The organism is Streptomyces sp. NPDC058001, assembly GCF_042886315.1.
Taxonomy (GTDB): Bacteria; Actinomycetota; Actinomycetes; order Streptomycetales; family Streptomycetaceae; genus Streptomyces.
On sequence record NZ_JBHVQT010000001.1, the window covers coordinates 337,492 to 361,753 of the forward strand.

24 protein-coding genes are annotated in these 24,262 nt (G+C 71.6%); 14 read left to right on the forward strand and 10 right to left on the reverse strand.

The window, feature by feature from the left end:
• Window positions 1–33: 33 nt before the first annotated feature.
• Entirely contained in the window at window positions 34–660 is a 627-nt protein-coding gene (locus ACFVT5_RS01580; RefSeq protein WP_389880252.1) for a helix-turn-helix domain-containing protein, read from the reverse strand.
• 112 nt (window positions 661–772) lie between these two features.
• Here ACFVT5_RS01580 and ACFVT5_RS01585 point away from each other — a divergent pair, with 112 nt between their 5' ends.
• The 4 genes from ACFVT5_RS01585 (at window position 773) to sucD (ending at window position 5,113) form a co-directional block, all read left to right on the forward strand.
• Window positions 773–1,423, forward strand: coding sequence for an SAM-dependent methyltransferase (locus tag ACFVT5_RS01585; protein ID WP_389880254.1), 651 nt, complete (start codon window positions 773–775; stop codon window positions 1,421–1,423).
• A gap of 21 nt (window positions 1,424–1,444) precedes the next feature.
• Window positions 1,445–1,933, forward strand: a complete 489-nt coding sequence (locus tag ACFVT5_RS01590; protein ID WP_389880256.1) for a DinB family protein — start codon at window positions 1,445–1,447, stop codon at window positions 1,931–1,933.
• A 1,098-nt stretch (window positions 1,934–3,031) separates the two neighbouring features.
• The gene (gene sucC / locus ACFVT5_RS01595; protein WP_389880258.1) at window positions 3,032–4,210 is read left to right on the forward strand and encodes an ADP-forming succinate--CoA ligase subunit beta; all 1,179 of its coding nucleotides are present in this window, start codon (window positions 3,032–3,034) and stop codon (window positions 4,208–4,210) included.
• Window positions 4,211–4,231: 21 nt separating this feature from the next.
• On the forward strand, window positions 4,232–5,113 hold the full coding sequence (gene sucD / locus ACFVT5_RS01600) for a succinate--CoA ligase subunit alpha (RefSeq protein WP_389880259.1): 882 nt from the start codon (window positions 4,232–4,234) through the stop codon (window positions 5,111–5,113).
• 104 nt (window positions 5,114–5,217) lie between these two features.
• On the opposite strand, the gene ACFVT5_RS01605 is transcribed toward sucD, so the two are convergent.
• Window positions 5,218–6,444, reverse strand: a complete 1,227-nt coding sequence (locus ACFVT5_RS01605) for a sigma factor-like helix-turn-helix DNA-binding protein (protein ID WP_389880261.1) — start codon at window positions 6,442–6,444, stop codon at window positions 5,218–5,220.
• 116 nt (window positions 6,445–6,560) lie between these two features.
• On the opposite strand from ACFVT5_RS01605, the gene ACFVT5_RS01610 reads away from it, so the two are divergent.
• On the forward strand, window positions 6,561–8,009 hold the full coding sequence (locus ACFVT5_RS01610) for a DUF6350 family protein (RefSeq protein ID WP_389880966.1): 1,449 nt from the start codon (window positions 6,561–6,563) through the stop codon (window positions 8,007–8,009).
• Window positions 8,010–8,075: 66 nt separating this feature from the next.
• On the opposite strand, the gene ACFVT5_RS01615 is transcribed toward ACFVT5_RS01610, so the two are convergent.
• Window positions 8,076–8,849, reverse strand: a complete 774-nt coding sequence (locus ACFVT5_RS01615) for a hypothetical protein (RefSeq protein ID WP_389880263.1) — start codon at window positions 8,847–8,849, stop codon at window positions 8,076–8,078.
• 332 nt (window positions 8,850–9,181) lie between these two features.
• On the opposite strand from ACFVT5_RS01615, the gene purN reads away from it, so the two are divergent.
• Window positions 9,182–9,808 (forward strand): phosphoribosylglycinamide formyltransferase, encoded by a 627-nt coding sequence (purN, locus tag ACFVT5_RS01620; protein ID WP_389880265.1) that lies wholly within the window; start codon window positions 9,182–9,184, stop codon window positions 9,806–9,808.
• Window positions 9,809–9,813: 5 nt separating this feature from the next.
• Window positions 9,814–11,388: a bifunctional phosphoribosylaminoimidazolecarboxamide formyltransferase/IMP cyclohydrolase gene (gene purH / locus ACFVT5_RS01625; RefSeq protein WP_389880968.1), complete on the forward strand. Its 1,575-nt coding sequence runs from the start codon at window positions 9,814–9,816 to the stop codon at window positions 11,386–11,388.
• A gap of 70 nt (window positions 11,389–11,458) precedes the next feature.
• On the opposite strand, the gene ACFVT5_RS01630 is transcribed toward purH, so the two are convergent.
• From ACFVT5_RS01630 to ACFVT5_RS01650, 5 genes are all read right to left on the reverse strand, one after another.
• On the reverse strand, window positions 11,459–11,869 hold the full coding sequence (locus tag ACFVT5_RS01630; protein ID WP_389880267.1) for a peptidase inhibitor family I36 protein: 411 nt from the start codon (window positions 11,867–11,869) through the stop codon (window positions 11,459–11,461).
• A 167-nt stretch (window positions 11,870–12,036) separates the two neighbouring features.
• On the reverse strand, window positions 12,037–12,621 hold the full coding sequence (locus tag ACFVT5_RS01635; protein WP_389880268.1) for a M23 family metallopeptidase: 585 nt from the start codon (window positions 12,619–12,621) through the stop codon (window positions 12,037–12,039).
• A gap of 51 nt (window positions 12,622–12,672) precedes the next feature.
• The gene (locus ACFVT5_RS01640; RefSeq protein WP_389880271.1) at window positions 12,673–14,127 is read right to left on the reverse strand and encodes a protein kinase; all 1,455 of its coding nucleotides are present in this window, start codon (window positions 14,125–14,127) and stop codon (window positions 12,673–12,675) included.
• Complete coding sequence (locus ACFVT5_RS01645; RefSeq protein ID WP_389880273.1) at window positions 14,124–14,864, reverse strand: FHA domain-containing protein; 741 nt, start codon at window positions 14,862–14,864, stop codon at window positions 14,124–14,126. The genes ACFVT5_RS01640 and ACFVT5_RS01645 overlap by 4 nt, the downstream gene beginning before the upstream one ends.
• A 171-nt stretch (window positions 14,865–15,035) precedes the next feature.
• Window positions 15,036–15,695, reverse strand: a complete 660-nt coding sequence (locus ACFVT5_RS01650) for an RDD family protein (RefSeq protein WP_389880275.1) — start codon at window positions 15,693–15,695, stop codon at window positions 15,036–15,038.
• A 272-nt stretch (window positions 15,696–15,967) separates the two neighbouring features.
• On the opposite strand from ACFVT5_RS01650, the gene ACFVT5_RS01655 reads away from it, so the two are divergent.
• Together ACFVT5_RS01655 and ACFVT5_RS01660 are read left to right on the forward strand one after the other, a co-directional pair.
• Window positions 15,968–16,831 carry a bifunctional methylenetetrahydrofolate dehydrogenase/methenyltetrahydrofolate cyclohydrolase gene (locus ACFVT5_RS01655; RefSeq protein ID WP_389880277.1) on the forward strand — a complete coding sequence of 288 codons (864 nt, stop codon included), beginning with the start codon at window positions 15,968–15,970 and terminating at the stop codon, window positions 16,829–16,831.
• On the forward strand, window positions 16,788–17,276 hold the full coding sequence (locus ACFVT5_RS01660) for a DUF3017 domain-containing protein (protein WP_389880280.1): 489 nt from the start codon (window positions 16,788–16,790) through the stop codon (window positions 17,274–17,276). The genes ACFVT5_RS01655 and ACFVT5_RS01660 overlap by 44 nt, the downstream gene beginning before the upstream one ends.
• A gap of 115 nt (window positions 17,277–17,391) precedes the next feature.
• Here the strand turns inward: ACFVT5_RS01660 and ACFVT5_RS01665 are convergent, their stop codons facing one another.
• Complete coding sequence (locus tag ACFVT5_RS01665; RefSeq protein WP_389880282.1) at window positions 17,392–17,763, reverse strand: peptidoglycan-binding protein; 372 nt, start codon at window positions 17,761–17,763, stop codon at window positions 17,392–17,394.
• 246 nt (window positions 17,764–18,009) lie between these two features.
• On the opposite strand from ACFVT5_RS01665, the gene ACFVT5_RS01670 reads away from it, so the two are divergent.
• The 5 genes from ACFVT5_RS01670 to ACFVT5_RS01690 all read left to right on the forward strand — a co-directional run bounded on the left by ACFVT5_RS01670 (window position 18,010) and on the right by ACFVT5_RS01690 (window position 22,996).
• Entirely contained in the window at window positions 18,010–18,831 is an 822-nt protein-coding gene (locus tag ACFVT5_RS01670) for a helix-turn-helix domain-containing protein (RefSeq protein ID WP_389880285.1), read from the forward strand.
• Window positions 18,828–19,673 (forward strand): helix-turn-helix domain-containing protein, encoded by an 846-nt coding sequence (locus tag ACFVT5_RS01675; RefSeq protein WP_389880287.1) that lies wholly within the window; start codon window positions 18,828–18,830, stop codon window positions 19,671–19,673. The genes ACFVT5_RS01670 and ACFVT5_RS01675 overlap by 4 nt, the downstream gene beginning before the upstream one ends.
• A 322-nt stretch (window positions 19,674–19,995) precedes the next feature.
• Window positions 19,996–21,153: a DUF2690 domain-containing protein gene (locus ACFVT5_RS01680; protein ID WP_389880288.1), complete on the forward strand. Its 1,158-nt coding sequence runs from the start codon at window positions 19,996–19,998 to the stop codon at window positions 21,151–21,153.
• 335 nt (window positions 21,154–21,488) lie between these two features.
• Complete coding sequence (locus tag ACFVT5_RS01685; RefSeq protein ID WP_389880290.1) at window positions 21,489–22,478, forward strand: malate dehydrogenase; 990 nt, start codon at window positions 21,489–21,491, stop codon at window positions 22,476–22,478.
• Window positions 22,479–22,672: 194 nt separating this feature from the next.
• Window positions 22,673–22,996 (forward strand): hypothetical protein, encoded by a 324-nt coding sequence (locus tag ACFVT5_RS01690; RefSeq protein WP_389880292.1) that lies wholly within the window; start codon window positions 22,673–22,675, stop codon window positions 22,994–22,996.
• A gap of 18 nt (window positions 22,997–23,014) precedes the next feature.
• Here ACFVT5_RS01690 and ACFVT5_RS01695 read toward each other — a convergent pair whose 3' ends face one another.
• The gene (locus tag ACFVT5_RS01695) at window positions 23,015–24,064 is read right to left on the reverse strand and encodes a LuxR C-terminal-related transcriptional regulator (RefSeq protein ID WP_389880294.1); all 1,050 of its coding nucleotides are present in this window, start codon (window positions 24,062–24,064) and stop codon (window positions 23,015–23,017) included.
• Between the last annotated feature and the right edge of the window lie 198 nt (window positions 24,065–24,262).

Here is a 24,262-nt window from a genome sequence, read left to right on the forward strand (position 1 = left end):
TGGTCGGCTCGTGGTCGAGGTTCCCCGGGACGGTCAGTGCCCGGACGGTTCCAGATGGGCGCGCTCGCCCTGTGCGCCGAACAGGGCGAGCAGCTCCGCGGGCCGGCTGTCGGCGCTGCCGATCCAGTGCGGTACGCGGGTGTCGAACTCGGCGGCCTCGCCGACGCCGAGCTGGAACTCCCGCTCGCCGAGCACGAACCTGACGTGTCCGTCGAGGACGTAGAACCACTCGTATCCCTCATGGGTCCGGAGCTTCATCGAGGGTGATCGGCCGGCGGGCGGATAGATCACCTTGTACGCCTGAATACCGCCGGCCCGTGTGGTCAGCGGCACCATCACCAGGCCGGATCGCCGTACCGGCCGCAGATGGACGCGGGGGTCGCCGGTGGGTGGCGCTGCGACGAGGTCGTCGAGCGGGACGCCGTGCGCGCGGGCCAGGGGCAGTAGCTGTTCCAGCGTGGGGCGGAGCTTGCCGTTCTCAAGACGGGACAGGGTGCTGGCGGTGAGGCCGGTTTCGGCTGCCAGCGCCGCCAGCGTGGCGCTCCGTGCGCGGCGCAGGGAGCGCAGACGGGGCCCGACGCCGGCCAGCACGTCTCCTGCGGGATTGTCCGTGGGGTTGCCGGTGGGAATGCCGGTGCGGTTGTCCGTGGGGTTGCCCATGGCCTCGATCATGCGGATCCGCAACTTTTCTTGCAAGGGTGAAACGGCGGTGGCGATGCTGTCGGTACATCACCGGCGACGAGGCACGGCGACCGACGAAGGGGCAGCTCAGATGGATTCCACCCGAGGCCGACGACCGGCCGCCGCGGACGCGGAGCAGTTCTGGGAGCAGCACTACCGCACCCGGCGCGCCTGGGACGCACGCGTCAATCCGCTGCTCGCCGAGACCGCCGCACCGCTGCGGCCCGGTGCCGCCCTGGATCTGGGCTGCGGCACCGGCGGCGACACCCTGTGGCTCGCGCAACAGGGTTGGCACGTCACCGCCGTGGACATCTCCACCACAGCCGTCGAACGGGTACGGGAACGCGCCGGCGAACTCGGCCTCGCGGACCGGGTCGTCACAGAACGGCACGATCTGGCCGACAGCTTCCCGGCCGGCGAGTTCGATCTCATCTCCGCGCAGTACTTCCAGACGCCGTTCCCACTGCTCCGTGGCCGAGTCCTGCGTACGGCCGCGGGGGCCCTGCGGCGCGGCGGGCTCCTGCTGATCGTCGATCACGGTTCCACCGCGCCCTGGTCATGGGACCAGGACCCCGACATCCACTACCCCACGCCCACCGAGGTCGCGGCCGAACTCGATCTCGACCCCGCGCACTGGTCCGTCCTGCGCGCCGACATGCCCCACCGCCGGGCCACCGGACCCACCGGCGAGACCGCCACGGTCATCGACAACGTCCTGCTGGTCCAGCGAACAGCCGTATGACCGCCTGAACGGAGCGAATCGATGCGAGGAAATCGTGTGCGGGACACCGGGCCGCCGCAGACCGGCGCGGACGAGAAGGCGACTCTGCGGGGCTTCCTGGACTATCTGCGGAACGCGATCGCGGACAAGGTCACGGGAGTGTCGGAACCGCAGGTCCGCACGGGCGGAGTGCCCTCGGGCACGAACCTGCTGGGGCTGCTCAAGCATCTGGCGTTCGTCGAACGGTTCTACTTCCTCGGCGAGGAACCCGGCGACTGGCGTACGACGATGCGGCCGACCGCGACCGACACCGTCGACGGCGTACTCGCCGACTACCGGACGACGGTCGACCGGGCGAACCAGGTCATCGACGCCTGCCCGGACCTGACCCTTCCCGCCCCACGCGCCCCGCGCCGGGGGTCGGCACCCTCCATGCGATGGGTCCTGACCCACATGATCGAAGAAACCGCCCGCCACGCAGGCCACGCGGACATCCTCCGCGAACAGACCGACGGCTCCAGAGGCCGCTGACAGCCCCTGCCGGGGCTGCCGAGGTGGGTAGGTACGAGGCGCTGATCACCGCCCCCAGCCGCCCCGACACCCCTGCTCACGCCCAGCCCGTCCGCCGGAACCGTCGCCGGATCGCCGGTGCCCCTCCCTGGCCGGGGGTCCGTCCGGGGCAGGGAGAACCCCCGAGTGAAGCTCCGCCGGGGGGTCCGTCCCGGGCCACCGGTGAAACTCCCGGCCAGGGGGGGTCCCTCAGGGGCGCGGGGGCACCCCGGTCAAGCTCTCGGCCAGGGGATCCCTCTGGGGTGCGGGGGTACCCCGGAGGGCGGCTCCCCGCCGGGGGTTCGCCCGGTGCGCTGGTGGGGCTCCCCGCGCTGGGGCCCGTCCGGGGCACATGGGCACCCCCGTCAGGCTCCCCGCCAGGGTTCCGCCCCGGGCCACCGGTGAAGCTCCCCGCTGGGTGGACGCCCTCCCAGCTCAGGGGGTCCGTCCGGGGCACAAAGCTCTTCGGGTCGTGCCTCCCGCCGGGGAGCCCTCAGGGCCACGGGGGCACCCGGCCAAGCGCCCCGTCAGGGTGCCGCCCGGAGCGCCGGGTGGGGCTCCCCGCCCAGGGGTCCGTCCGGGACACGGAGAGCCCGCGGGACAGACCGCCAGGGGTCCGTTCCGGGTCTACCGGTGAGGCTTCCCCGCCCGGGGGCCCGCCCGGGGCACACAGGCACCCCCGTCACGTTCCCCGCCAGGGGCCCGCCCCGGGCCACCGGTGAAGTTCCCCGCCAGGGTCTCCCTCAGGGGTGCGGGGGCAGCCCTGTCAAGCTCACCGCCAGGGGGTCCCTCCGGGGTTCCGGGGTACCCCGGGGCAAGCTCCCCGCCAGGGGTTCGTTCCGGGTGCGGGAGTGTTCTGGTTGGGCTGCCCGCCAGGGCACGGTGGGTTTGTGACTGTTATCACCGCTCCCGTGCCACCCGTGATTTAGGGTCGCCGGGCCCGCGGCGATAACCTGCGAGACGGACATGCCGCGTGCCGGTCACCGTGTACGCCTCCCTTGTGACAGCGGAGTCACGTTGCCGATCGCGGCACGCCCACGCAGACAACGAACCGCGAGATCACGATAGGGACGGACGCGCGTGGACCTGTTCGAGTACCAGGCGAGGGACCTCTTCGCCAAGCACGGTGTACCGGTGCTGGCCGGTGAAGTCATCGACACGCCTGAGGCGGCGCGCGAGGCCACCGAACGACTGGGCGGCAAGTCGGTCGTCAAGGCGCAGGTGAAGGTCGGCGGCCGGGGCAAGGCGGGCGGCGTCAAGCTGGCCGCCACCCCGGACGAGGCCGTCGCCCGCGCGACCGACATCCTCGGGATGGACATCAAGGGCCACACGGTCCACAAGGTGATGATCGCCGAGACCGCGCCCGACATCGACGAGGAGTACTACGTCTCGTACCTCCTCGACCGGACCAACCGGACCTTCCTGGCCATGGCGTCCGTGCAGGGCGGCATGGACATCGAGGAGGTCGCCGAGAAGACCCCCGAGGCCCTCGCGAAGGTCCCGGTCGACGCCAACGAGGGCGTCGACATCGAGAAGGCCCGCGCGATCGTCGCCCAGGCGAAGTTCCCGGCCGAGGTCGCCGAGCAGGTGGCCGAGATCCTCGTCACCCTCTGGGCCACCTTCATCGCCGAGGACGCCCTCCTCATCGAGGTGAACCCGCTGGCCAAGGTCGCCGACGGCCGGGTCATCGCCCTCGACGGCAAGGTCTCCCTCGACGAGAACGCCGACTTCCGCCAGCCGGAGCACGAGGCCCTGGAGGACAAGGCCGCGGCCGACCCGCTGGAGGCCGCCGCCAAGGCGAAGAACCTCAACTACGTGAAGCTCGACGGCGAGGTCGGCATCATCGGCAACGGCGCCGGGCTCGTCATGAGCACCCTGGACGTCGTCGCGTACGCCGGTGAGGCCCACGGCGGGGTCAAGCCCGCCAACTTCCTCGACATCGGCGGCGGCGCCTCGGCGCAGGTCATGGCCAACGGCCTGGAGATCATCCTCGGCGACCCGGACGTCAAGTCGGTGTTCGTCAACGTCTTCGGCGGTATCACCGCCTGTGACGAGGTCGCCAACGGCATCGTCCAGGCCCTTCAGCTGCTCCAGGACAAGGGCGAGGCGGTCACCAAGCCGCTCGTCGTGCGCCTCGACGGCAACAACGCGGAGCTGGGTCGCAAGATCCTGTCCGACGCCAACCACCCGCTCGTGCAGCGCGTGGACACCATGGACGGCGCGGCCGACAAGGCCGCCGAGCTGGCCGCGGCCAAGTAAGGGACGAGGGACTCCACAGCCATGGCTATCTTCCTCACCAAGGACAGCAAGGTCATCGTCCAGGGCATGACCGGTGCCACCGGCATGAAGCACACCAAGCTCATGCTCGGTGACGGCACCACCATCGTCGGCGGCGTGAACCCCCGCAAGGCGGGCACGTCCGTCGACTTCGACGGCACCGACGTACCCGTCTTCGGCACGGTCGCCGAGGCGATCGCGAAGACCGGCGCCGACGTCTCGGTCCTCTTCGTGCCGCCGGCCTTCGCCAAGGCCGCCGTCGTCGAGGCCATCGACGCCGAGATCCCGCTCGCCGTCGTGATCACCGAGGGCATCGCCGTCCACGACTCCGCCGCCTTCTGGGCGCACGCGAAGGCCAAGGGCAACAAAACCCGCATCATCGGCCCCAACTGCCCCGGTCTCATCACCCCGGGCCAGTCCAACGCCGGCATCATCCCGGGCGACATCACGAAGCCGGGCCGTATCGGCCTGGTCTCGAAGTCCGGCACGCTGACGTACCAGATGATGTACGAGCTGCGGGACATCGGCTTCTCGTCGGCCGTGGGCATCGGTGGCGACCCGGTCATCGGGACCACGCACATCGACGCGCTCGCCGCGTTCCAGGACGACCCCGACACCGACCTGATCGTGATGATCGGTGAGATCGGCGGCGACGCCGAGGAGCGGGCGGCCGACTTCATCAAGGCCAACGTCACCAAGCCGGTCGTCGGCTATGTGGCGGGCTTCACCGCGCCCGAGGGCAAGACCATGGGTCACGCCGGTGCCATCGTGTCGGGCTCGTCCGGTACGGCGCAGGCGAAGAAGGAGGCCCTGGAGGCCGCCGGTGTGAAGGTCGGCAAGACCCCGACCGAGACCGCGCAGCTGGCCCGCGAACTCCTCAAGTAGCACGCGAGGCGACAAGTAACACGCGAGGCGACGCCGGTGGGCCCGTACCCCTTCCTGGGGTGCGGGCCCACCGGCGCTCCCGGTACACATCACCCGGGTACGGATCACCAGGGCTGCGGCCGGATCCGGTTCGGGCCCCTTCCCTCGCTGGTCATCAGCTTGCCGTGCAGCGTCTTGGCCTCGCGGGACAGCGGCCCGGGACCCATCCGCGGCGGCACCCCGCGCACCGTCTCGCCGGGCGCCTGCGGCGGGTCGTAGTGGTCGGGCGCGTACCGCAGGGTCAGGGCCGTCGCGGCCAGGATCAGCACGGTGAACGCGATGGCGGACCGCGTCCAGAACTTCGTACGCCGTTCGCAGCCGCTGCGGACCTGCGCGACGCGCGGCGGCTCCAGCTTCTCGCCGCGCGCGAGCTGTTCGAGTCCGTCGTGCAGCGCGGCCGGGTCGGCGAGCGACGGCAGCCGCACGGAGACCGCCTGACGGGCGTGCAGCAGCCGGTTCGCCGCCGCCGGAGTGCTGGCCTCCGTCTCGGCGGCGGTCTCCGGCAGGCCAAGGCCGACGCCGTCGTAGAGCAGCAGCGTGCGGCGGTACGCGCGCGGCAGCTTCAGCAGCGCGGCGAGCAGGGCGCGGTCCTCGGGCAGCCCCGGGGGCGCCTCCGGCTGCCGGAAACCCGGGCGGAAGCGGTGCCACGGCGACATCGCGTACTCGTACGCCGCCGCCCGTACCCAGCCGGCCGGGTCCCGGTCGACCGCGACCTCGGGCCAGCGCTGCCACGCCATGTGGAACGCCCGCTCCACGGCCTCCTGTGCGAGCGTCCGCCGCCCGGTGAGCAGATACGTCTGCCGTACGAGGGCGGGTGCCGTGAACGCGTACAGCGCGTCGAACGCCTGCGCGGGCGTCAGGTCGTCGGCGGAGGGGAACGCGGTGAGCGGGGCGTCGTCGTCCCCGGCCGCCCCGTCACCGTCGCCCGCACCATCGCCGGCGTCGGACGCGGTGGCCGACGCGTCCGCGCCCGCGTCCGCGCGTACGGGAACGGCGCCCGCGCCGACCAGGGTGCCGACGCGTTCCCGCTCCGACACGTGATCGGACGCCGACGCGGGGGTGGACAACGGTGCGGGACTCGCCGGGGTATCGGTGTCGGCATCCGCCAGCAGTCGCGTGTACGCCTCGCGCTCGCGTCCGCGCGGGTCCTTGCGCCCGGTCTCCCACGAGCGCACCGTCCGACGGCTGACGCCGATCGCTTCGGCGATCTGCGCCTGGCTCAGCGATCGCGCCTCGCGGAGTCTGCGGCGCTCCTTGGGGGACGGCAGCGGGGTGGCATCGGGTTGGGTCATGTGAGGCCGTCCCCCAAGGCAGAAAGGTACATAAACGTATCTTGAGCGACACATCCAGCAATCGCCTGTTACGCGGAGAAAGCGCGTGTCGTTGGGAGCATGGCCGGGTGACCCAGATGACCCAGCGCAGCCCTTCATCGCCACCGCTCCTGACCCGGGTACGGGACCGTTCCCCGGGCCTCGCCGACTGTCTCCTGGGCGGTGCCGTGGCCGCCGGGCTCGGGCTCGGCTCGTTCGCCGTCCTGGTGATGGTGCTGTGGATCAGCTCGCCGTATCCGGACAGCGGTCCGGACGGGGCGCTGCATGTGGCGGCGGCCCTGTGGCTGCTCGCGCACGGCGTGGACCTCGTTCGCACGGACACGCTCTCCGGTGCGCCGGCCCCGCTCGGCGTCGCCCCGCTGATGCTCCTGCTGCTGCCCGCGTGGCTGGTGCACCGTGCGGCCCGGGACGCGGCGGACCCCGATCCCGACCCCGGCTCCGGCTCCGGCTCCGGCGAGGACGGCGGGAGCGAGGGCAAGGGTGCGGGGGAACGGCCCGGGGCGCCCCCGTGGACCGCGTGGTGGGGTGTCGTCGCCGGGTATCTGCTGGTCGGCGGGGCCGCCGCGCTCTACGCCACCGGCGGTGTGCTGCGGCCCTCCTGGATGAGCGTCCTCGTCCAACTGCCCTTGCTCGCCGCGGTCGGTGCGGCCTCCGGGGTGTGGGCGGCGCACGGCCGCTCCCGGGTACCGCTGCCGCCGAGGGTACGGAAGTGGGTCACGGCACTGCCCGAACCGGTCGGCCGGATCGCCGGCGAGGGACCGGCGGCGGCAGCGGCGCGGCGCTGGGCGTCGGCCGCGGTGCGGGCCGCGAGTGCCGGGGTGCTCACCCTGGTCGGCGGCGGGGCGCTGCTCGTCGCGGTGTCACTCGTGGTGCACGGGGACGCGACGCGGGGCGGGTTCCTCGCGCTCACCGAGGGATGGTCGGGGCGGTTCGCTGTGCTGCTGCTCGCCCTGGCGATGGTGCCCAACGCGGCCGTCTGGGGCGCCTCTTACGCGCTCGGGCCGGGGTTTCTGCTCGGTACGGGGCATGTCGTGGGGCCGCTCGGGGCGGCGTCGGGGCCCTCGTTGCCGCCGTTTCCGCTGCTGGCGGCGGTGCCTGACGCGGGGGCGGGATCGCCTTGGACCTGGGCCGCGTTGGGGGTGCCGGTCGTCGCCGGGGTCGTCGTCGCGTGGTTCGTGGTGGAGGCGGGGGCGCCGGCGTTCGGGGAACGGGATGCCGCGTGGGGGTGGCGGCGGACCGTGCTGTGTGTGCTGGGGGGTTCGGTTCTGTGCGGTGCGGGGGTCGGGGTGTTGGGGGCGGGGGCCGGGGGTGCGCTCGGGGTTGACGCGTTGGCCCGGTTCGGGCCGGTGTGGTGGGCGGTGGGTGGGGCCGCCGTCGGGTGGGTCGCCGTGGTCGGGGTGCCGGTCGCACTTGCCGTGCGGGCGTGGCGACTTCGCAAGCCAAAGGTCTCCGACGCTGCCAAGGGTTCCGTGCCGTTGCTTGATCTGGTGCTGGACGGATCTTCGTTGCCGTCTACTGAGAAGTGACCCGGTACTTGGGTTGTGCCCACCCGTCCCGCCGTGCGGAACGCCTGCCCACAACAGGACCGGCAACTAGTCCTTCACTCCGAGCAACGGGCGTAGTTCCTTTGGGAGTAGGTCGTTGCATGACTGCTTTGATGTTGTCGTCAGTGAGTCGTTCACGCAGGTGTAGTAGTCGCGGTACACCAGTTGGGCCGTGAAGGTGGCGGCGACCATGGCCAGGGCGAGGGAGCCGGTGACCAGGCCGCCGATCGCAGCGGTGGTCTGCGGTCTGCCGGCAGTCTGTGGCTGCTGCTGTGCGGCGGGGGTGTCCGGGTCCGGCGTACGCGGCTTGGCGCGCAGCGCGCTCGTGCCCCAGTAGACCGCGAGGGCGCCGAGGAGCAGGGCCACGTACGGCCAGTTGAAGAGGACGAAGAAGAAGGCCCACATGCCGGTGAGCAGGGCATAGCGGGCGCGGCGCTGGGCCGGGTCCGTCGGGTCCCAGCGCATGCCGGGTCGCGGGCCCTCCGGGCCGCCGCCGCCCTGCTGGCCGGGGCGCTCGCCGAAGCCGCCGGGGGAACGGCCGGGCTGCTGGTCGCTCCACTGGCCGCCCCAGGGGGACGGTCCGTGCTGCTTGTCCTTGCCGTCGCCGCTGTCGCCACCGCTGTCTCCGCCATTGCCGCCGTCCCCGCCGTTCTCCGGGCGGTGGCGGGGCTGCCACGGCTGGTCGGGGGCGCCCTCCGGCGGCGGTGCGAAGGGGTTGTCCGAGCGGTCCTGGTCCTCGCGGGGCGGCGTCGGGCGGCGGTCCCGGAACAGTCGGGGAGACCGCGGGTGGAGCGGGAGGAGTCGGAGGCTCAGGTCCGGCATCAGGTGTGCGTCTTCCCCTTGGTGGATGTGGCGTACTCGGGCGGTGGATCCGGCGCTGGATCCGGTCGTCCCCAGGTCAACGTGCCGGGTCCCTGTGGTGTTCCTGTGGACGGATCCTCCGTTCCGGTGAGGGGATCCTCCCCTGACGCTACCTTCCGGCCACGCCCCCGTCCCATGGGGTCCCGTCGCTGTGCCGGTATCGTTGCTGACGGTCGGCCGCTTCGTAGAGTTCCCCGTATCCAGGGACCCGAAGCCTTCGTATGAACGTACAGGTGAACGTACAGAACGCGGCGGCCGTGCTCAGAACGCTCCCGTGAGAAAGGGCCTTCACCGTGGCCGCGAAGCGCCTCGTCGTGCTGGTCTCCGGATCAGGTACGAATCTTCAGGCTCTGCTCGACGCCGTCGCGGCGCTCGGAGCGGAGGCGTACGGGGCAGAGATCGTCGCCGTCGGCGCCGACCGCGCCGGTATCGCCGGTCTGGAACGGGCCGAGCGCGCCGGGCTTCCGACCTTCGTGTGCCGGGTGAAGGACCACCCCACGCGCGAGGCATGGGACCGCGCGCTGGCGGAGGCGACGGCCGCGTACGAGCCGGATCTCGTCGTCTCGGCCGGGTTCATGAAGATCGTGGGGAAGGAATTCCTCGCCCGGTTCGGGGGCCGGTTCATCAACACGCACCCCGCGCTGCTGCCGAGTTTCCCCGGGGCCCACGGTGTGCGGGACGCGCTCGCGTACGGCGCCAAGGTCACCGGATGCACCGTCCACTTCGTCGACGACGGCGTCGACACCGGCCCGATCATCGCCCAGGGCGTGGTCGAGGTCAGGGACGAGGACTACGCGGATGAGGGTGCCGCTCTGCACGAGCGCATCAAGGAAGTCGAGCGAACGCTGCTCGTCGATGTCGTGGGGCGTCTGGCCCGCGACGGCTTCTCGATCGAGGGACGAAAGGTAGTTATCCCGTGACCGCCGTGACCGCCGAAGGCACGAACGACCGTGCGCAGCTGCCCATCCGCCGGGCACTCGTCAGCGTCTACGACAAGACCGGTCTGGAAGACCTCGCGCGCGGGCTGCACGAGGCGGGCGTCGAACTGGTCTCGACCGGTTCCACCGCCGCGAAGATCGCCGCGACCGGGGTGCCGGTCACCAAGGTCGAGGACGTCACCGGCTTTCCCGAGTGCCTGGACGGCCGGGTCAAGACGCTGCACCCGCGCGTGCACGCCGGAATCCTCGCCGACCTGCGCCTCGACAGCCACCGCGCGCAGCTCGCCGAGCTGGGTGTGGAGCCGTTCCAGTTGGTGATCGTCAACCTGTATCCGTTCAAGGAGACCGTCGCCTCGGGCGCCAGCCCCGACGAGTGCGTGGAGCAGATCGACATCGGCGGCCCCTCGATGGTCCGCGCCGCCGCCAAGAACCACCCCTCCGTCGCGGTCGTCACCAGCCCGGAGCGGTACGCCGACGTGCTCACCGCGGTCGCCTCCGGCGGCTTCGACCTCGCCACCCGCAAGCGCCTGGCCGCCGAGGCGTTCCAGCACACCGCCGCCTACGACATCGCGGTGGCCTCCTGGTTCTCCGGCCTGTACGCGCCCGTGGACGCCTCGCCGTTCCCCGACTTCATCGGCTCCACCTTCGAGCGCCGCTCGACCCTGCGGTACGGCGAGAACCCGCACCAGGGTGCCGCCCTGTACGTCGACGGCAGCGGGGGACTCGCCGACGCCGAGCAGTTGCACGGCAAGGAGATGTCGTACAACAACTACACGGACACCGACGCCGCGCGCCGGGCCGCGTACGACCACGACGAGCCCTGCGTCGCGATCATCAAGCACGCCAATCCGTGCGGGATCGCGATCGGCGCTAATGTCGCCGAGGCGCACCGCAAGGCGCACGCGTGTGACCCGCTGTCCGCGTTCGGCGGGGTCATCGCCGTCAACCGGCCGGTGACGGAGGAGATGGCGAAGCAGGTCGCCGAGGTCTTCACCGAGGTCATCGTGGCGCCGGAGTACGAGGACGGCGCGCTTGACGTCCTCACCCGCAAGAAGAACATCCGCATCCTGCGTGCCCACCGGGGCCCGGCCGGGGACGTCGAGGTCAAGCAGATCGACGGCGGGCGGCTGCTCCAGGTCACCGACCGGCTCCAGGCCGACGGCGACAACCCGGCGTCCTGGACGCTGGCCACCGGGGACCCGCTGTCCCCGGGCGAGTTGGAGGAGCTGGCGTTCGCGTGGCGCGCGTGCCGGGCCGTGAAGTCGAACGCGATCCTGCTCGCCAAGGAGGGCGCGTCGGTCGGCGTCGGCATGGGCCAGGTCAACCGTGTGGACTCCGCGAAGCTCGCCGTCGAGCGGGCGGGTGCGGAGCGGGCGCACGGCGCGTTCGCCGCGTCGGACGCGTTCTTCCCGTTCCCGGACGGCCTGGAGATCCTGACCGCCGCGGGCGTCAAGGCCGTGGTCCAGCCGGGCGGTTCGGTCCGTGACGAACTGGTCGTGGAGGCCGCGAAGAAGGCGGGCGTCACGATGTACTTCACGGGGACGCGGCACTTCTTCCACTGATGCCGTTGAGTGACGCCTGTGGGGCCGACGGTACGTACCGTCGGCCCCACAGGCTGTCAGCGGGCGGTGGTCAGCAGCTGGTGACCCACTTGTGCGACCGCAGGTACTTCGCGGCCTGGAAGTTGCCCTTCTTGCCTGGCGTGGTGCAACCGCCCCGGTCCTGCTTCTTCTGCCCCGCCTTCTTGTAGTAGACGACGGTGTCCTTGCCGCCCGAATAGCCGCGGTTGTAGACCGACTTGACCTTGGTGCTCTTCGACCAGGAGCACTTCTCGGCGCCCTTCTGCCAGTCCGTGTCGTTGCCGGTCCAGGCGCACATCTTCCCGCCGCCGTCGTACCCGCTGAAGAAGCAGATGTCGCCCTTGTTGCACCGCACGTACCCCGTCGCCGCCTGTGCCGGGCTCGGCAGCGCGATCATTGTGAGTCCTGCGACGGTGGCCCCCGCCAGCGCCATCCGGATCCCGTTCTTCCGCTTGCTGGTCATGACTGTCCTCCCGTTGGTGGATCAACTCTCGTGGTGGCCGCCCGGGTAGAGCGGCCGGGGCAGTTCGCCCGGCGCCGGGGCGTACGGCGCCGGGTGCGCCTCTTCCGGCCGTGTCCGCCGCCGTCGCAGTCGGCGGGCCCTCGCCCACACGGTCCGGAATATCCCCCTCAGGGACAGTTGGCGCTCTTCACGCTCGACCACTGGCGGTTGACGCCGGTGTAGCGCTTGCCGTTGAAGTCGACCGCCTTGCGGTGGGACTCGGTGGGGATGCCGGACGCCCGGTACCGCTGCTCGTAGTGCAGATGCGCCCAACCCCCGCTGTTGGCACCCGTCTTGCCGATCCGGCCGATCGTCGTGGACGGCTTCACCTTGGTGCCGGCCTTGACGTACACCCCGGCCTTGTCCTTCAGGTGGTAGTACGCCGTGTACCAGCCGCCGCTGTGCTTGATGATGACGACGTTTCCGGCGCCCCGGTCCGAGAACGCCTTCGCGACGGTGCCCTTGGCCGATGCCTTGAGCTTCTTGCCGTCGGACCCCGTGTTGCCCTTCACCACGATGTCCAGCGCCGGGTTGTGCCTGCCACCGTAGGTGTTGAGCTGCCAGTTGGTGCCGCACGCGAACGGCATCTGGAACTTCGGCTTCGCCTGAACGCCCGCCTGCGCCTGCACATCCGCCTGCGCCGGGCCGATGGCCGCGCCCAGCAGCAGCGCGACCGCCCCCGTGGCCCCCATGACCCCCGTGTAGTACCTCATCGGTTCGTTCCCCCGTGTCTGTCGTGTCCGTCGTGTCCGTGTGGCGACAGATCAACTCTGCGGGAGCGGTGCCGGGGGCGGTACCTCGGAAGTCATAGGGGGGTCGGGCGCGGGATAGCAGCGCTGGGTCCACTTCAGGGAGAGGATTGGTTTGCTGTCGCCGTAGTTGGCCCGCTCGTCGGAGCGCAGACAGCGGGACGGGTTCCCGAAGTGGGCGCCTTCGTACATCACGACCTGGTGCAGCGGGTCGTCGGCGTAGCCGTTGTTGAAGGCAGACTTGGGCGAGGCCCGTTTCGCGAAGTCGCAGACGATGATGCCGCTCAGCAAGTCCCGGTCGTCGTCGTACCAGGCGCACATTTCACCGCGCCCGTCCGAGCCACTGAAGAGGCAGACATGACCGGGCACACACCGTTCGTACCCTGGCGGATCCCCCTGCAGCGTGAACAGGGCGCCCGTCCCCAGCAGGGACACAGCCGCCAGGGCCGCCGCGCCGAGCACCGCCGGATGGGGACCGCGCCGCTTCCGGAGCCGCGGCAGTCGAGGTGAGCGGGCGGCGCCGGCGGCCGTCTCCACTCGGCGCAGCAGTGCCCGCGCGGTGTGCGGGGACCGCTCCTCGTGGCCGGGCGCGAGGCAGTCGGTGACGATCTGCCGCCAGGCGGCGGGGAGTTCGGGCGACAGACGCAGCTCGTCGTCGCCGCGCGCGTACCGCAGGGCCGCGTCCCGGCGGGCGGACGGTGTGGCACCCGGCAGGGGCAGGGTGCCGGTCAGCACCAGATGGACCAGGACGCCGAACGCCCAGATGTCGGCGGTCGGCCGGGTCTGGAAACCGCGCTCGCCGATCTCGGACCAGAGGAGTTCCGGCGGGGTGTAGTCGGAGGTCGCGAAGGCCGGGGCGTAGGCGTGCGTGCCCTCCAGTTCGGCGGCCAGGTTGAAGTCCGCGAGCCGGACCGAACCGTCCGCCATCAGCAGCACGTTGGCGGGTTTCAGGTCGCCGTGCACCCAGCCCGCGTGATGCAGATGCGCGAGCCCCTCGCAGACCTGCGCGAGCAGCGAGGGCCCGCCGGGCAGCGCCACCGCCCGCGCGGCGGACCGCCCCCGTGTCCGGTCGCGCGCCTGGTCGAGCAACTCGCCGAGTGAGCCCTCGGCCCGTTCGAGTACGAGGACGGTGGCGCCGTCGAGTCCGGCCCGCGACGGATCGTCCACCGTCAGGGCGTCGTACATCCGGATCAGCCGGGGCCGCCGCAGCCGGCGCAGCACCTCGACCTCGCGCTCGGCCAACTCCTGGAGATGGCGCAGTTGGCGGGGGGTGCGGGTGCCGGTGGGCAGGAACTTCAGGGCGACTTCGGCCGGGACGTCGGGCGGGCGCTGACTCGCGGGCGCCGTGTGCCGGGCCGCGTACACGCTGCCGAAGGCTCCCGACGCGAGCGGCTCCCGCACCTCCCAGGGGCCGACGCGGTAGCCGCCGGGGACCGTGACCGTGTGCGGAGCGCCCGGCCGTGAGGTCATCGGGGACCGTTTCCGGTGCCAAGGAGTTCCAGATCCTCTTCGCGTACGAGATCGAAGCGGAGGGCGAGCGAGACCAGGGTCTCCTTCTTGCCGTTGAGACGCGGGCCGCCCGCCGGGGTCTCGTCGGGGCCCGGCTTCAGCCGCAGCTTCACCGCGAGGTAGTCGATGTTCCACTGCACCGACGTACGGTTCGCGGCGGGCCAGCGGGCGCGCAGCCGGTCCGCCACCTCGTCCGTGGTCGGCAGCGGCGCGTGCGGGTCGCCGCTCAGCCGGGGCGCGCACAGGGCCGTGAGCACGAGGAAGTACCGCTTCGCCCGGTCGAGCGGGAAGGCGGGTGCGGTGGCGGCCCCTTCGCCGGACGCGCCGTCCGGCAGATAGTCGTGGCGCGGCGCCCACACGTCGAAGCTCAGCAGTTCGTGCCCGGCGGGCAGAACGACCCGCGCGAACTCGAACGGCACCGGCGCGTCGACCCGTCCAGGACCCACCTTGATGTGCTCGCCCGCGCCCTCCGGGTTCTCCACCACATAGGTCTGGCCGCGGCTCAGATTGGTCAGCGTCCAGAACGTGCCGGTCGCGGCGATCTCCCCGGCCGCGCGGGACACCCCGTCGTGCGTGATCGACAGATCGTTGTGCGCCGTCGACCGGCCGAAGCTGAGCTTCTCGCCCGGCGCCAGCCGCAGTTGGCCCGTGCACTCGGCCCGCTCGGTCGTCGGTGGAACCACGATGATGCTGTACAAGGTCCTGCCCCCGTCCCCCGGATGCCACCCGCCACCAGGTTAGAGGGCACACCGAAGGGCCGCGCAACCTTTGCGGATGCACGGCCCGTCGGCCCACGACGGCCGGAAATCAGCCCCGGCCGGAAAACTCTTCGCTCATCCGGAACCCGTCACTCGTCCCGAACCCGTCGCTCACTGGGAGCGGACGACCACCGAGGAGCACACCTTGTCCGCGAACGTCTGCTTCTTGGCGTCCCACAGCGGCCACAGCCAGCCCAGGTAGCAGGCGATGCTGTCGAGGAAGTGGGCGATACGGCGGACGAACGCCATGCCGACACCGAGCGGCTGACCGTCGCTCTCGCGCAGCAGACGGATGTTCAGCGCCTTCTTGCCGACCGTCTGGCCGGTCTTGCCCTCCTGGATGAGCTGCCAGATCGCGATACCGAGCAGCGCGAGCGCACCGACCAGGGCCAGGACCGGGGTGTCGCGGCCGATCAGGACCAGCGCGTAGGGGATCGCGAAGATCAGACCGTCGACGAGGGTGGCGGCGAACCGCAGACCCCAGTGCGCGTAGGGCGGCTCGCCGCCGTACCCGTAGCCGGCCGGCTGCTGCCCCTGCTGCGGGTACGCGCCGTACGGCTGGCCGGGCTGCTGCTGGCCCTGCTGCGGATAGCCGTAGCCCTGCTGCGGCGGGACGCCCTGCGGGGCCTGCTGCGGGTAGCCGTACCCCTGCTGGGGCGGCTGCGGCGGCTGGCCGTAGCCCGGCTGCTGCTGGCCGTAGCCGGGCTGCTGACCGGGCTGCTGGCCGCCCGGGGGAGTGCCGTAGGGGTTGTTGGGGTCGCCGAAGCTCATGGCGGGTTTCCTCCGTTGACATGCGGGGACGTCGCGGTCGCGCGGAGGTATTGGTTTGTTTGAGCGGTTTTGCCCCCCCAACACTGCCCGCGTACTGCGCCCATCATCGTTCTAAAGCATGGGCGTATTTGTCCAGCCGCAAAGTGGGGCGTTGTGCAAGTGCAACATCGATGATCGCGCCAACCACTTCCGTCACCGGCCCGGCGCCCCCCGCGCGGACCGTGACAGGACCGGATTGGAACCCCGCACCGGCCATCCGCGAAGATGGGGGCATGACCGCCCAGATTCTCGATGGCAAGGCCACCGCAGCAGCGATCAAGTCCGATCTGGCCGCCCGCGTGGCGGCCCTCAAGGAGAAGGGGGTGACCCCGGGGCTCGGCACCGTCCTCGTCGGCGAAGACCCGGGCAGCCAGAAGTACGTCGCGGGCAAGCACCGCGACTGCGCCCAGGTCGGGATCGCCTCGATCCAGCGCGAGCTGCCCGCCTCCGCCTCCCAGGAGGAGATCGAGGCGGTCGTCCACGAGCTGAACGCCGACCCCGACTGCACCGGCTACATCGTGCAGCTCCCGCTTCCCCGGGGCATCGACGAGAACCGTGTCCTGGAGCTGATGGACCCCTCCAAGGACGCCGACGGACTGCACCCGACGAACCTGGGCCGTCTCGTCCTCAACGAGCCGGGACCGCTGCCCTGCACCCCGTACGGCATCATCCGGCTGCTGCGGCAGCACGGTGTGGAGATCAACGGCGCCGAGGTCGTCGTCGTCGGCCGCGGGGTCACCATCGGCCGCCCGATGCCGCTGCTGCTCACCCGCCGCTCCGAGAACGCCACCGTGACCCAGTGCCACACCGGTACGCGGGACCTGTCGGCGCATCTGCGGCGCGCGGACATCATCGTCGCGGCGGCGGGCGTACCCCACCTGGTCAAGCCGGAGGACGTGAAGCCGGGCGCCGCCGTCCTCGACGTGGGCGTCTCCCGCGACGAGAACGGGAAGATCGTCGGCGATGTCCACCCCGGGGTCGCCGAGATCGCCGGCTGGCTCTCGCCGAACCCCGGCGGCGTCGGCCCGATGACCCGCGCCCAGCTCCTCGTCAATGTCGTCGAGGCGGCGGAACGGGACGCGAACGGTGTCGGCTGAGCCGGGAGCCGGAGCGGAGTCCGGCATCGTGGCCGGGGTCGCGGCGCGGTCCGGGAAGCGGAAGGGGCGGCGTTTCCCGTCGATCACCCGGGACACCGCACGGCCCGAGGGCGGCGGACGCGCGGCACCCGGCGACGCCCCCGCGCCCGCCCGCCAGTGGCCGATGCTCGCCGTCCTGTCGACCACCGGGCTCGGTCTGCTGCTGACCGCGCTCGACGTGTTCCGGATCGGCATCATGCTGATCGGGGTCGCGCTGATCATGGCCGGGGTGATGCGGTGGGCGCTGCCGTCCGTCGGCATGCTCGCGGTGCGTTCCCGCTTCACGGACCTGGTCACGTACGGGATTCTCGGCATCGCCATCGTGCTGCTCGCGCTGATGGCCCAGCCGGAACCCTGGCTGGTGATCCCGTTCCTGGACGACACCCTGCACTTCACGATCAAGTAGCCGGTCCCCCGGCACCGTTCACCGTACGCACGAGGGCCCGCACCCCCCTGAGGAGTGCGGGCCCCGTCCGTCTCCGTTCCCCGTACTGGGACCAGTACGGGGACCAGTGCCGGGACTAGTACGTGGTCGGCAGGTACTTGTAGCAGTAGCTGTCGCCGCCGACCGACTTGAGCAGGGCGTTGCCGGTCTTCTGGCCGACGATCCCGTCGGCGTTGCTTCCCGTCAGACCGTGGCGCTCCTGGAAGTACTTGACCCACGCCTTGGTGTAGCTGCCGTACTTGGAGTCCTCGGTGAGTGAGCCGGGGTAGTTGCGGTTGATGATGCGCTGCACGCACCACACACCGCTGCCGGACGAACCGGTGTTGAGTACGGGCGCCCCCACCCGGGCGTCGGCGGTGCCGGCGGTGATGCCGGTCAGTCCGAGGGTCGCCGCTGCGACGGCGGCGGCGGACAGGGCGGCTCGGGTGCGGAGACTGCGGCTGATCATGGTGAAGTCCTCCCGTTTCGGTTTCCGTTCGGCCGGTCGGTGCCGAACGGCTCGTCACCGACCGTGCCGTGCGGGGCGTCCCGGCGGCCAGGGACGACGGTGGGCCGGGGACGGCGTGGGACGGGACCGCTTCCGACCTGGGGAGACGCGCCGGGCGCGGACAAAGGTGTGGGACGCGGCGGGGACAGGGTGTACCACGGAGGTACGACGGAAGTACGCACGCGCCGGAACTCACGGGGGTGGCCCATGGCGCGCTGGAAGGAACTGCCCGCGACACTTGACCACAGGGAACGTCAACTCGTCGTACAGCTGAGGCGGTTGAAGGACCGCAGCGGCCTCAGCCTCGCGGCCCTCGCGGCCCGTACGACCTACAGCTCCTCGTCCTGGGAGCGCTACCTCAACGGCAAGAAGCCAATCCCGCGCGACGCGGTGGGCGAACTCGCCCGGGTCTGCGGTACGGACCCGACCCGTCTGCTCGTCCTCCAGGAGGTGGCGGAGTCGGCGGGGGACGGGCCGCGACCGCCGCGTACGGGGGAGGGGGCCGAACCCGAGGCGGAGGCGCCCGTCCCGGAGGCTTCCGTTCTGGAGGAGGGTGACCATCCGGCGCCGAAAGCAGGCAGGGCAGGCAGGGCAGACAGAGTAGGGAGGACGGGGGCGCGGTGGCCGTTGGTCGCCGGGGTTGTCGCCGCCGTGCTCGTGGCGTTCGGCGCGGGACTCGCCGCCGGGCTCGCCTGGCCCCGGGACACGCCCGCCGCCACGGGGCACGTCACGACGACCGACGACAACTACCAGCGCGGACACGCGTACCCGTGCCACGTGAAACGCCAGGGGGGAGCGCTGTCCGCCGGGCACAGCGACGACAGTGCCGTGCTGCTCGACACCAACAGCACCGGCTGGGCCGTGGTCGAGGCCCAGTGCCTGCTCACCGAGCACGGATTCGACGCGGGCCGCGCCGACGGCCTCTACGGCGAGGGCACCAAGTCGGCCGCGCGCGCGTTCCAGCGGTCCAAGGGCCTGGTCGAAGACGGCATCGTGGGCCCGGACACCTGGCGGGAGTTACGCGGGTGAGCGCGGAGGCGGCCCGGCTCGTCGCCGGTCTGTGCGCGCTGCGCCGGGCGGCGGACCTGAGTCTGGCCGGGCTCGCGGCGCGCACCCCGTACAGCAAGTCGTCGTGGGCGCGGTATCTCGCCGGTGCCAAGCCGGTGCCCCGGGACGCGGTGCTCGCGCTGTGCCGGGTCGCCGGGGAACGGCCCGAACGGCTCCTCGCGCTCTGGGAGTTGGCGGATGCGGAGTGGAGCGGGCGGGCGCGTACGGCGGCGGAGACGTCTGCGGGGACGTCTGCGGAGACGTTTGCGGAGGCGGATACGGCGGCACCGGCGGACGGGTCGGCCGTGGTGCCGACGCCGGTGCCCTGGTGGCGGGCCGGGCGTACCGCCGTCCTCGTGGCCGGAGCCTGCGTGCTGCTCGCGGGCGCGGCGGGCGCGGCGGCGGTCATCATCGGGAGGGCATCCCCGTCGGCGTCATCGGCGGCGTCGGGAGTGGGGACCACCGGCACGACGTACGCCGTCGGGTGCACCGGCCGGTCGTGCGAGGGTCAGGACCCGGCGGAAATGGGGTGCGGGGGCGCGTCGATGGTGACGACGCCCTCGACCCGGACCGTCGACGGTCGCCGTATCGAACTGCGCCAAGGTGAGGTGTGTCACGCCCTGTGGGTACGGGCCTCACGGCTGCGGCTCGGGGACCGCGTGGAACTGAGCGTGCCGGGGGCGCGCATCAAGGCGCTGCGTGCCGACGAACCGGCCGCGACCCGGGGCTATCTGGCGACGGCGATGACCGCGACCGACGAGGTGCGCGGCGCCCGGATCTGCCTGGTGCCGCGCGACGGGAAGCGGGTGTGCTGGGCCGGGTAGCCCGTACGCGGAAATCTGGCGCGGACATCGGTGCGCGGAATTCGGTGCACGGTAATCGGGCGCGGACATCGGTGCGACCACCCGAAAGTGAATGCGAGCTTCCGTATCGTTTGGGCCCCGGGCGATGGGAGACTGGGTCGCGCGGAGGGCGGATCGCCGGGCGCGCGACGGGGGGTGCGGGCGATCCGAACGCTCCCGTGCGCCCCCGAGTGGGGAACTGACATCCTGGCCGGGGGCATCCCCATGGGTAGCCAGGACGAGGGCTACGCACGGGCGCGGGGCGAACAGGCACATTCGGGGGAATGGGGAATAGGGGGGCACAATGCCTCGTTGGAAGGCGCTGCCGGACGAGCTGGACCCACAGATCAAGGAGTTCTGCGAACAACTGCGCAGGCTCGTCGACCGTGGTGGGCTCAGCATCGCCGCGGTGGCGGACCGCACCGGCTACAGCAAGACGTCGTGGGAGCGGTATCTGAACGGCCGGCTGCTCGCGCCCAAGGGCGCGATCGTCGCCCTGGCCGAGGTGACCGGTACGAACCCGCTGCACCTCACCACGATGTGGGAGTTGGCGGAGCGGTCGTGGAGCCGGTCCGAGATGCGGCACGACATGACGATGGAGGCCATCCGGATCTCGCAGGCGCGGGCCGCGCTGGGGGAGTCGGGTGCGGGTGCGGGTCCCGGTGCGGGTGCCGGTGCGGGCAGAGGGGCCCGTAAGGGGGCGGCTGCTCCGGGTGGCGGTAGGCCGTATGGAGCAGACGGACCAGGTGCACCGGGGGTCAACGGCGGTCCGGGGCACGGTGGCGGTCCCGGTGCCCAGGGCGGTCAGGGTGCCCAGGCCGCTCAGGGTGACGGGGTCACCTTCCAGAGCGTGCGGTACGAAGGCGGTCCCGGAGCCCCGTACGGCAACGGCTCCGTCGCGCCGCCGCGCCCCCGCGAACCCCAGGACGCCCGCCCCGCCACCGGCGCCGCGCCGGACCGGCAGCGGCAGAAGCGCCGTATCGGCATGTTCCTGGCCGGTGCGGTCGGCGCCGCCGTCGTCATCGGCGCGGCCGTGTTCCTCACCGGCGGGGGCGATGACGCCAAGGCGGACACCGACCCCTCGCCGTCCGCGTCACCGACGCCCAGCAAGACGGCGCTGCCCGCGGGCGTCGAGTGCAGCGGCAAGGACTGCACCGGACAGGACCCCGAAAGCATGGGCTGCGGCGGCGAGTTCGTGAAGACGACCAGCAGCGTCCGGGTCGGCACCAGCCTGGTGGAGGTCCGCTACAGCAAGACATGCGGCGCCGCGTGGGCGCGGATCACCCAGGCGGCGGGCGGCGACGCGATACGCATCACGGCACCCGGGGCCGCCGAGCAGGAGAGTGCCGTGGGCGCCACGCAGGACACGGACGCGTACACGCCGATGGTGGCGGTGTCGGCGGCGGCCGACGCGAAGGCGTGCGCCACGCTCCAGTCGGGCGTGACGGGCTGCACGGAGTAACCGGACGGCGAGCTGTACGGAGTAGCGATTTTCTGGCGCGGAGCGATTTCTTCCGGCGAGGGTGGCATGCCCGGCGGGGTACGGGGCACACGATCCGTACCCCCCACGGGAGTGGTCACCACCCCCACAGGCGGCCGTCCGTCATTTCCTCTCCCGGACAGACGGCCGCCGCTCCCGGGGGCGGACGGCCCACGCACGGGTGACCGGGGGATGGTTGTGGGGTGGCCCACAGGGGTCAGCCCGTCCGGTGCGGCGGGGGCGCGATAGCCTGGCCGACGGATCTCTCTTGACGCCAAGAGATCGATCGTCGAACCCGCTGTCCTACGGAGAACGCCATGACCCGCACTCCCGTGAACGTCACCGTCACCGGCGCGGCCGGCCAGATCGGTTACGCACTGCTCTTCCGCATCGCCTCCGGCCAGCTGCTCGGCGCGGACGTGCCGGTCAAACTGCGCCTCCTGGAGATCACCCCGGCGCTCAAGGCCGCCGCGGGCACGGCGATGGAACTGGACGACTCCGCCTTCCCGTTGCTCCAGGGCATCGACATCACCGACGACCCGAACGTCGCGTTCGACGGTGCGAACGTCGCCCTCCTGGTCGGCGCCCGCCCCCGTACCAAGGGCATGGAGCGCGGTGACCTCCTGGAGGCCAACGGCGGCATCTTCAAGCCCCAGGGCAAGGCCATCAACGACCACGCGGCGGACGACATCAAGGTCCTCGTCGTCGGCAACCCGGCCAACACGAACGCGCTCATCGCGCAGGCCGCGGCGCCGGACGTACCGGCCGAGCGGTTCACGGCGATGACCCGCCTCGACCACAACCGGGCGCTGACGCAGCTCGCGAAGAAGACCGGCGTACCGGTCTCCGAGATCAAGCGCCTGACGATCTGGGGCAACCACTCCGCGACTCAGTACCCGGACATCTTCCACGCGAGCGTCGCCGGCAAGAACGCCGCCGAGGTCGTGAACGACGAGAAGTGGCTGGCCGAGGAGTTCATTCCGACGGTCGCCAAGCGCGGTGCCGCGATCATCGAGGCCCGGGGCGCGTCCTCGGCGGCCTCCGCGGCCAACGCGGCCATCGACCACGTCCACACCTGGGTCAACGGCACCGCCGACGGCGACTGGACGTCGATGGGCATCCCGTCGGACGGCTCCTACGGCGTGCCCGAGGGCCTCATCTCGTCCTTCCCGGTGACCACCGAGAACGGCACGTACAAGATCGTCCAGGGTCTGGACATCAACGAGTTCTCGCGTACCCGTATCGACGCCTCGGTCAAGGAACTCGCCGAGGAGCGCGAAGCGGTGCAGGGCCTGGGCCTGATCTGACCCCCTGCGGTCTCCCTTTCTCCCGCCCCCGACCGGACAACCGGCCGGGGGCGGTGTCGTGTCGTGGACGGATCGACAAGCACTGTCGACTCTGCGCCAAGGACCAGGTCTGTGAGCGTGCGTACGGTTTGGGCAACGGCGGCCGTACCTGTCCTGGTTCCTGATCCCTTCACGATTCACTCACGGGAGTACCCATGCGCATGTCCCGTCCCGCTGTCTCCGTGGCGCTGGCCGCCGTGACTCTGCTCGGCGGTGCCTCGGCCGTCCAGGCGGCACCGCCCGCCGCTTCCGCCCTGGCCTCCGTCTCGCCCTTCGCCGAGGCCCGGTGTCAGTACGAGGTCACCGTGAAGACGGTGTACCGCCGTGACCCGGGCGGCCTCGCCAATGTCGTCGGATACGCCTACGTCGGCGACCGCTTCAGGGCGAGCGTGGCGACCAACGGTTACCTCAAGGTCGCGGACAAGAAGTACATCAAGGGCTCGGAGGTCAAGAAGCTCCCCGGTGAGTGCCTGACCTGACCGTGGTGGCGGGGCGGGTCACTGGTCCAGCCACCCGTTCGTCGCCGCGCGGACGCCCGCCTGGAAACGGCTCTCCGCGTCCAGGCGGGCCAGCAGTCCCGCGACGACCCGGCTGACCGACCGCGGGGACATGCCCAGGGTGTGGGCGATGACCTCGTTCTTCTTGCCCGCGGCCATCAGCCGCAGCACCTCCCGCTCCAGCGCGCCGAGTTCGGGCCCGGAGTCCTCCTGGGGGGCCGCGAACTCGACGGCGCCGTCCCAGTGATGGTCGTAGATACGGGCCAGAAAACGCACCAGCGTCGGCTCGCGGACCACGGCGGCGCCGGCGGCCGTCACCTCCGGGTCGACGGGCAGGACCGCCGTGTTCCTGTCGTAGATCAGCATCCGTGACGGCAGGACGCCCGTGCTGCGGACCAGCGCCCCCGCCGCGCCGATCTTCTCCGCGTAGTCGGCGGTCGGCGCGTGGCCGCGCGCGCTGTGCAGGAGCAGCGTCCGTACGGCGCGTCCCCGGGCGAGCAGCGCGAGATCGAGCGGGAGCGCCGCCCGCAGGGCGCTGTCGCTGTGGCCGCCGCCGGGCGCCATGGAGTCCATCGACTCCGTACAGGTACGGGTCAGGTCGTCGATGAGGGAGCGGACATTGTCGATGCCGTCGATGACCTCGACCTGGCTCTGGGCGAAGCGCATCCCGCGCGCGGCCACGTAGTCGCCGGTCAGCGCGTGCAGTTGGACGCGGGCCGCGGCCATCGCGGTGCGCCGGCGCAGCAGGTCACGCTCGGTCGGCGCGAACAGGGTCTCCGCGGCGGTCTCCGGGCTGATCGCGGTCCAGCCGCCGCCGGGTGTGGCCCGCAGCAGACAGAGTTCGGCGAGCCGGTCCTGCGCCCGCGCGACCCGCTCCTCGGTCAGCCCGGCACGGGCCGCCAACTCCTCGACGGAGTCCGTCGGATGGACCACGCGCAGCCGGTAGACCAGGGCGGTGGTCTCGTCCACGGCACCGGTTTCCGGGCGGGCGTCGCCGGTTTCCGGGTGTACGGCACCGGTTTCCAGGAGGGAGTCGTCCCCGTGGTCCACACGTTCCCCTTCCCCTGTTTGTTCTGTGAGCTGCCGGGCGAGTTGGTGCCTGGCGTGATGACGCCAGGGCGTATCCGTTGGCAAACGGCCGGGGGCTTCCGATGATCGATCAGGGTCCGTCGTTGTCGCAAGTGTGCGGAACGCTGCTGATGGCGCCGGGCACGGTCGTGCGGACGGCCGTGCGGGGACGGCAGGGGG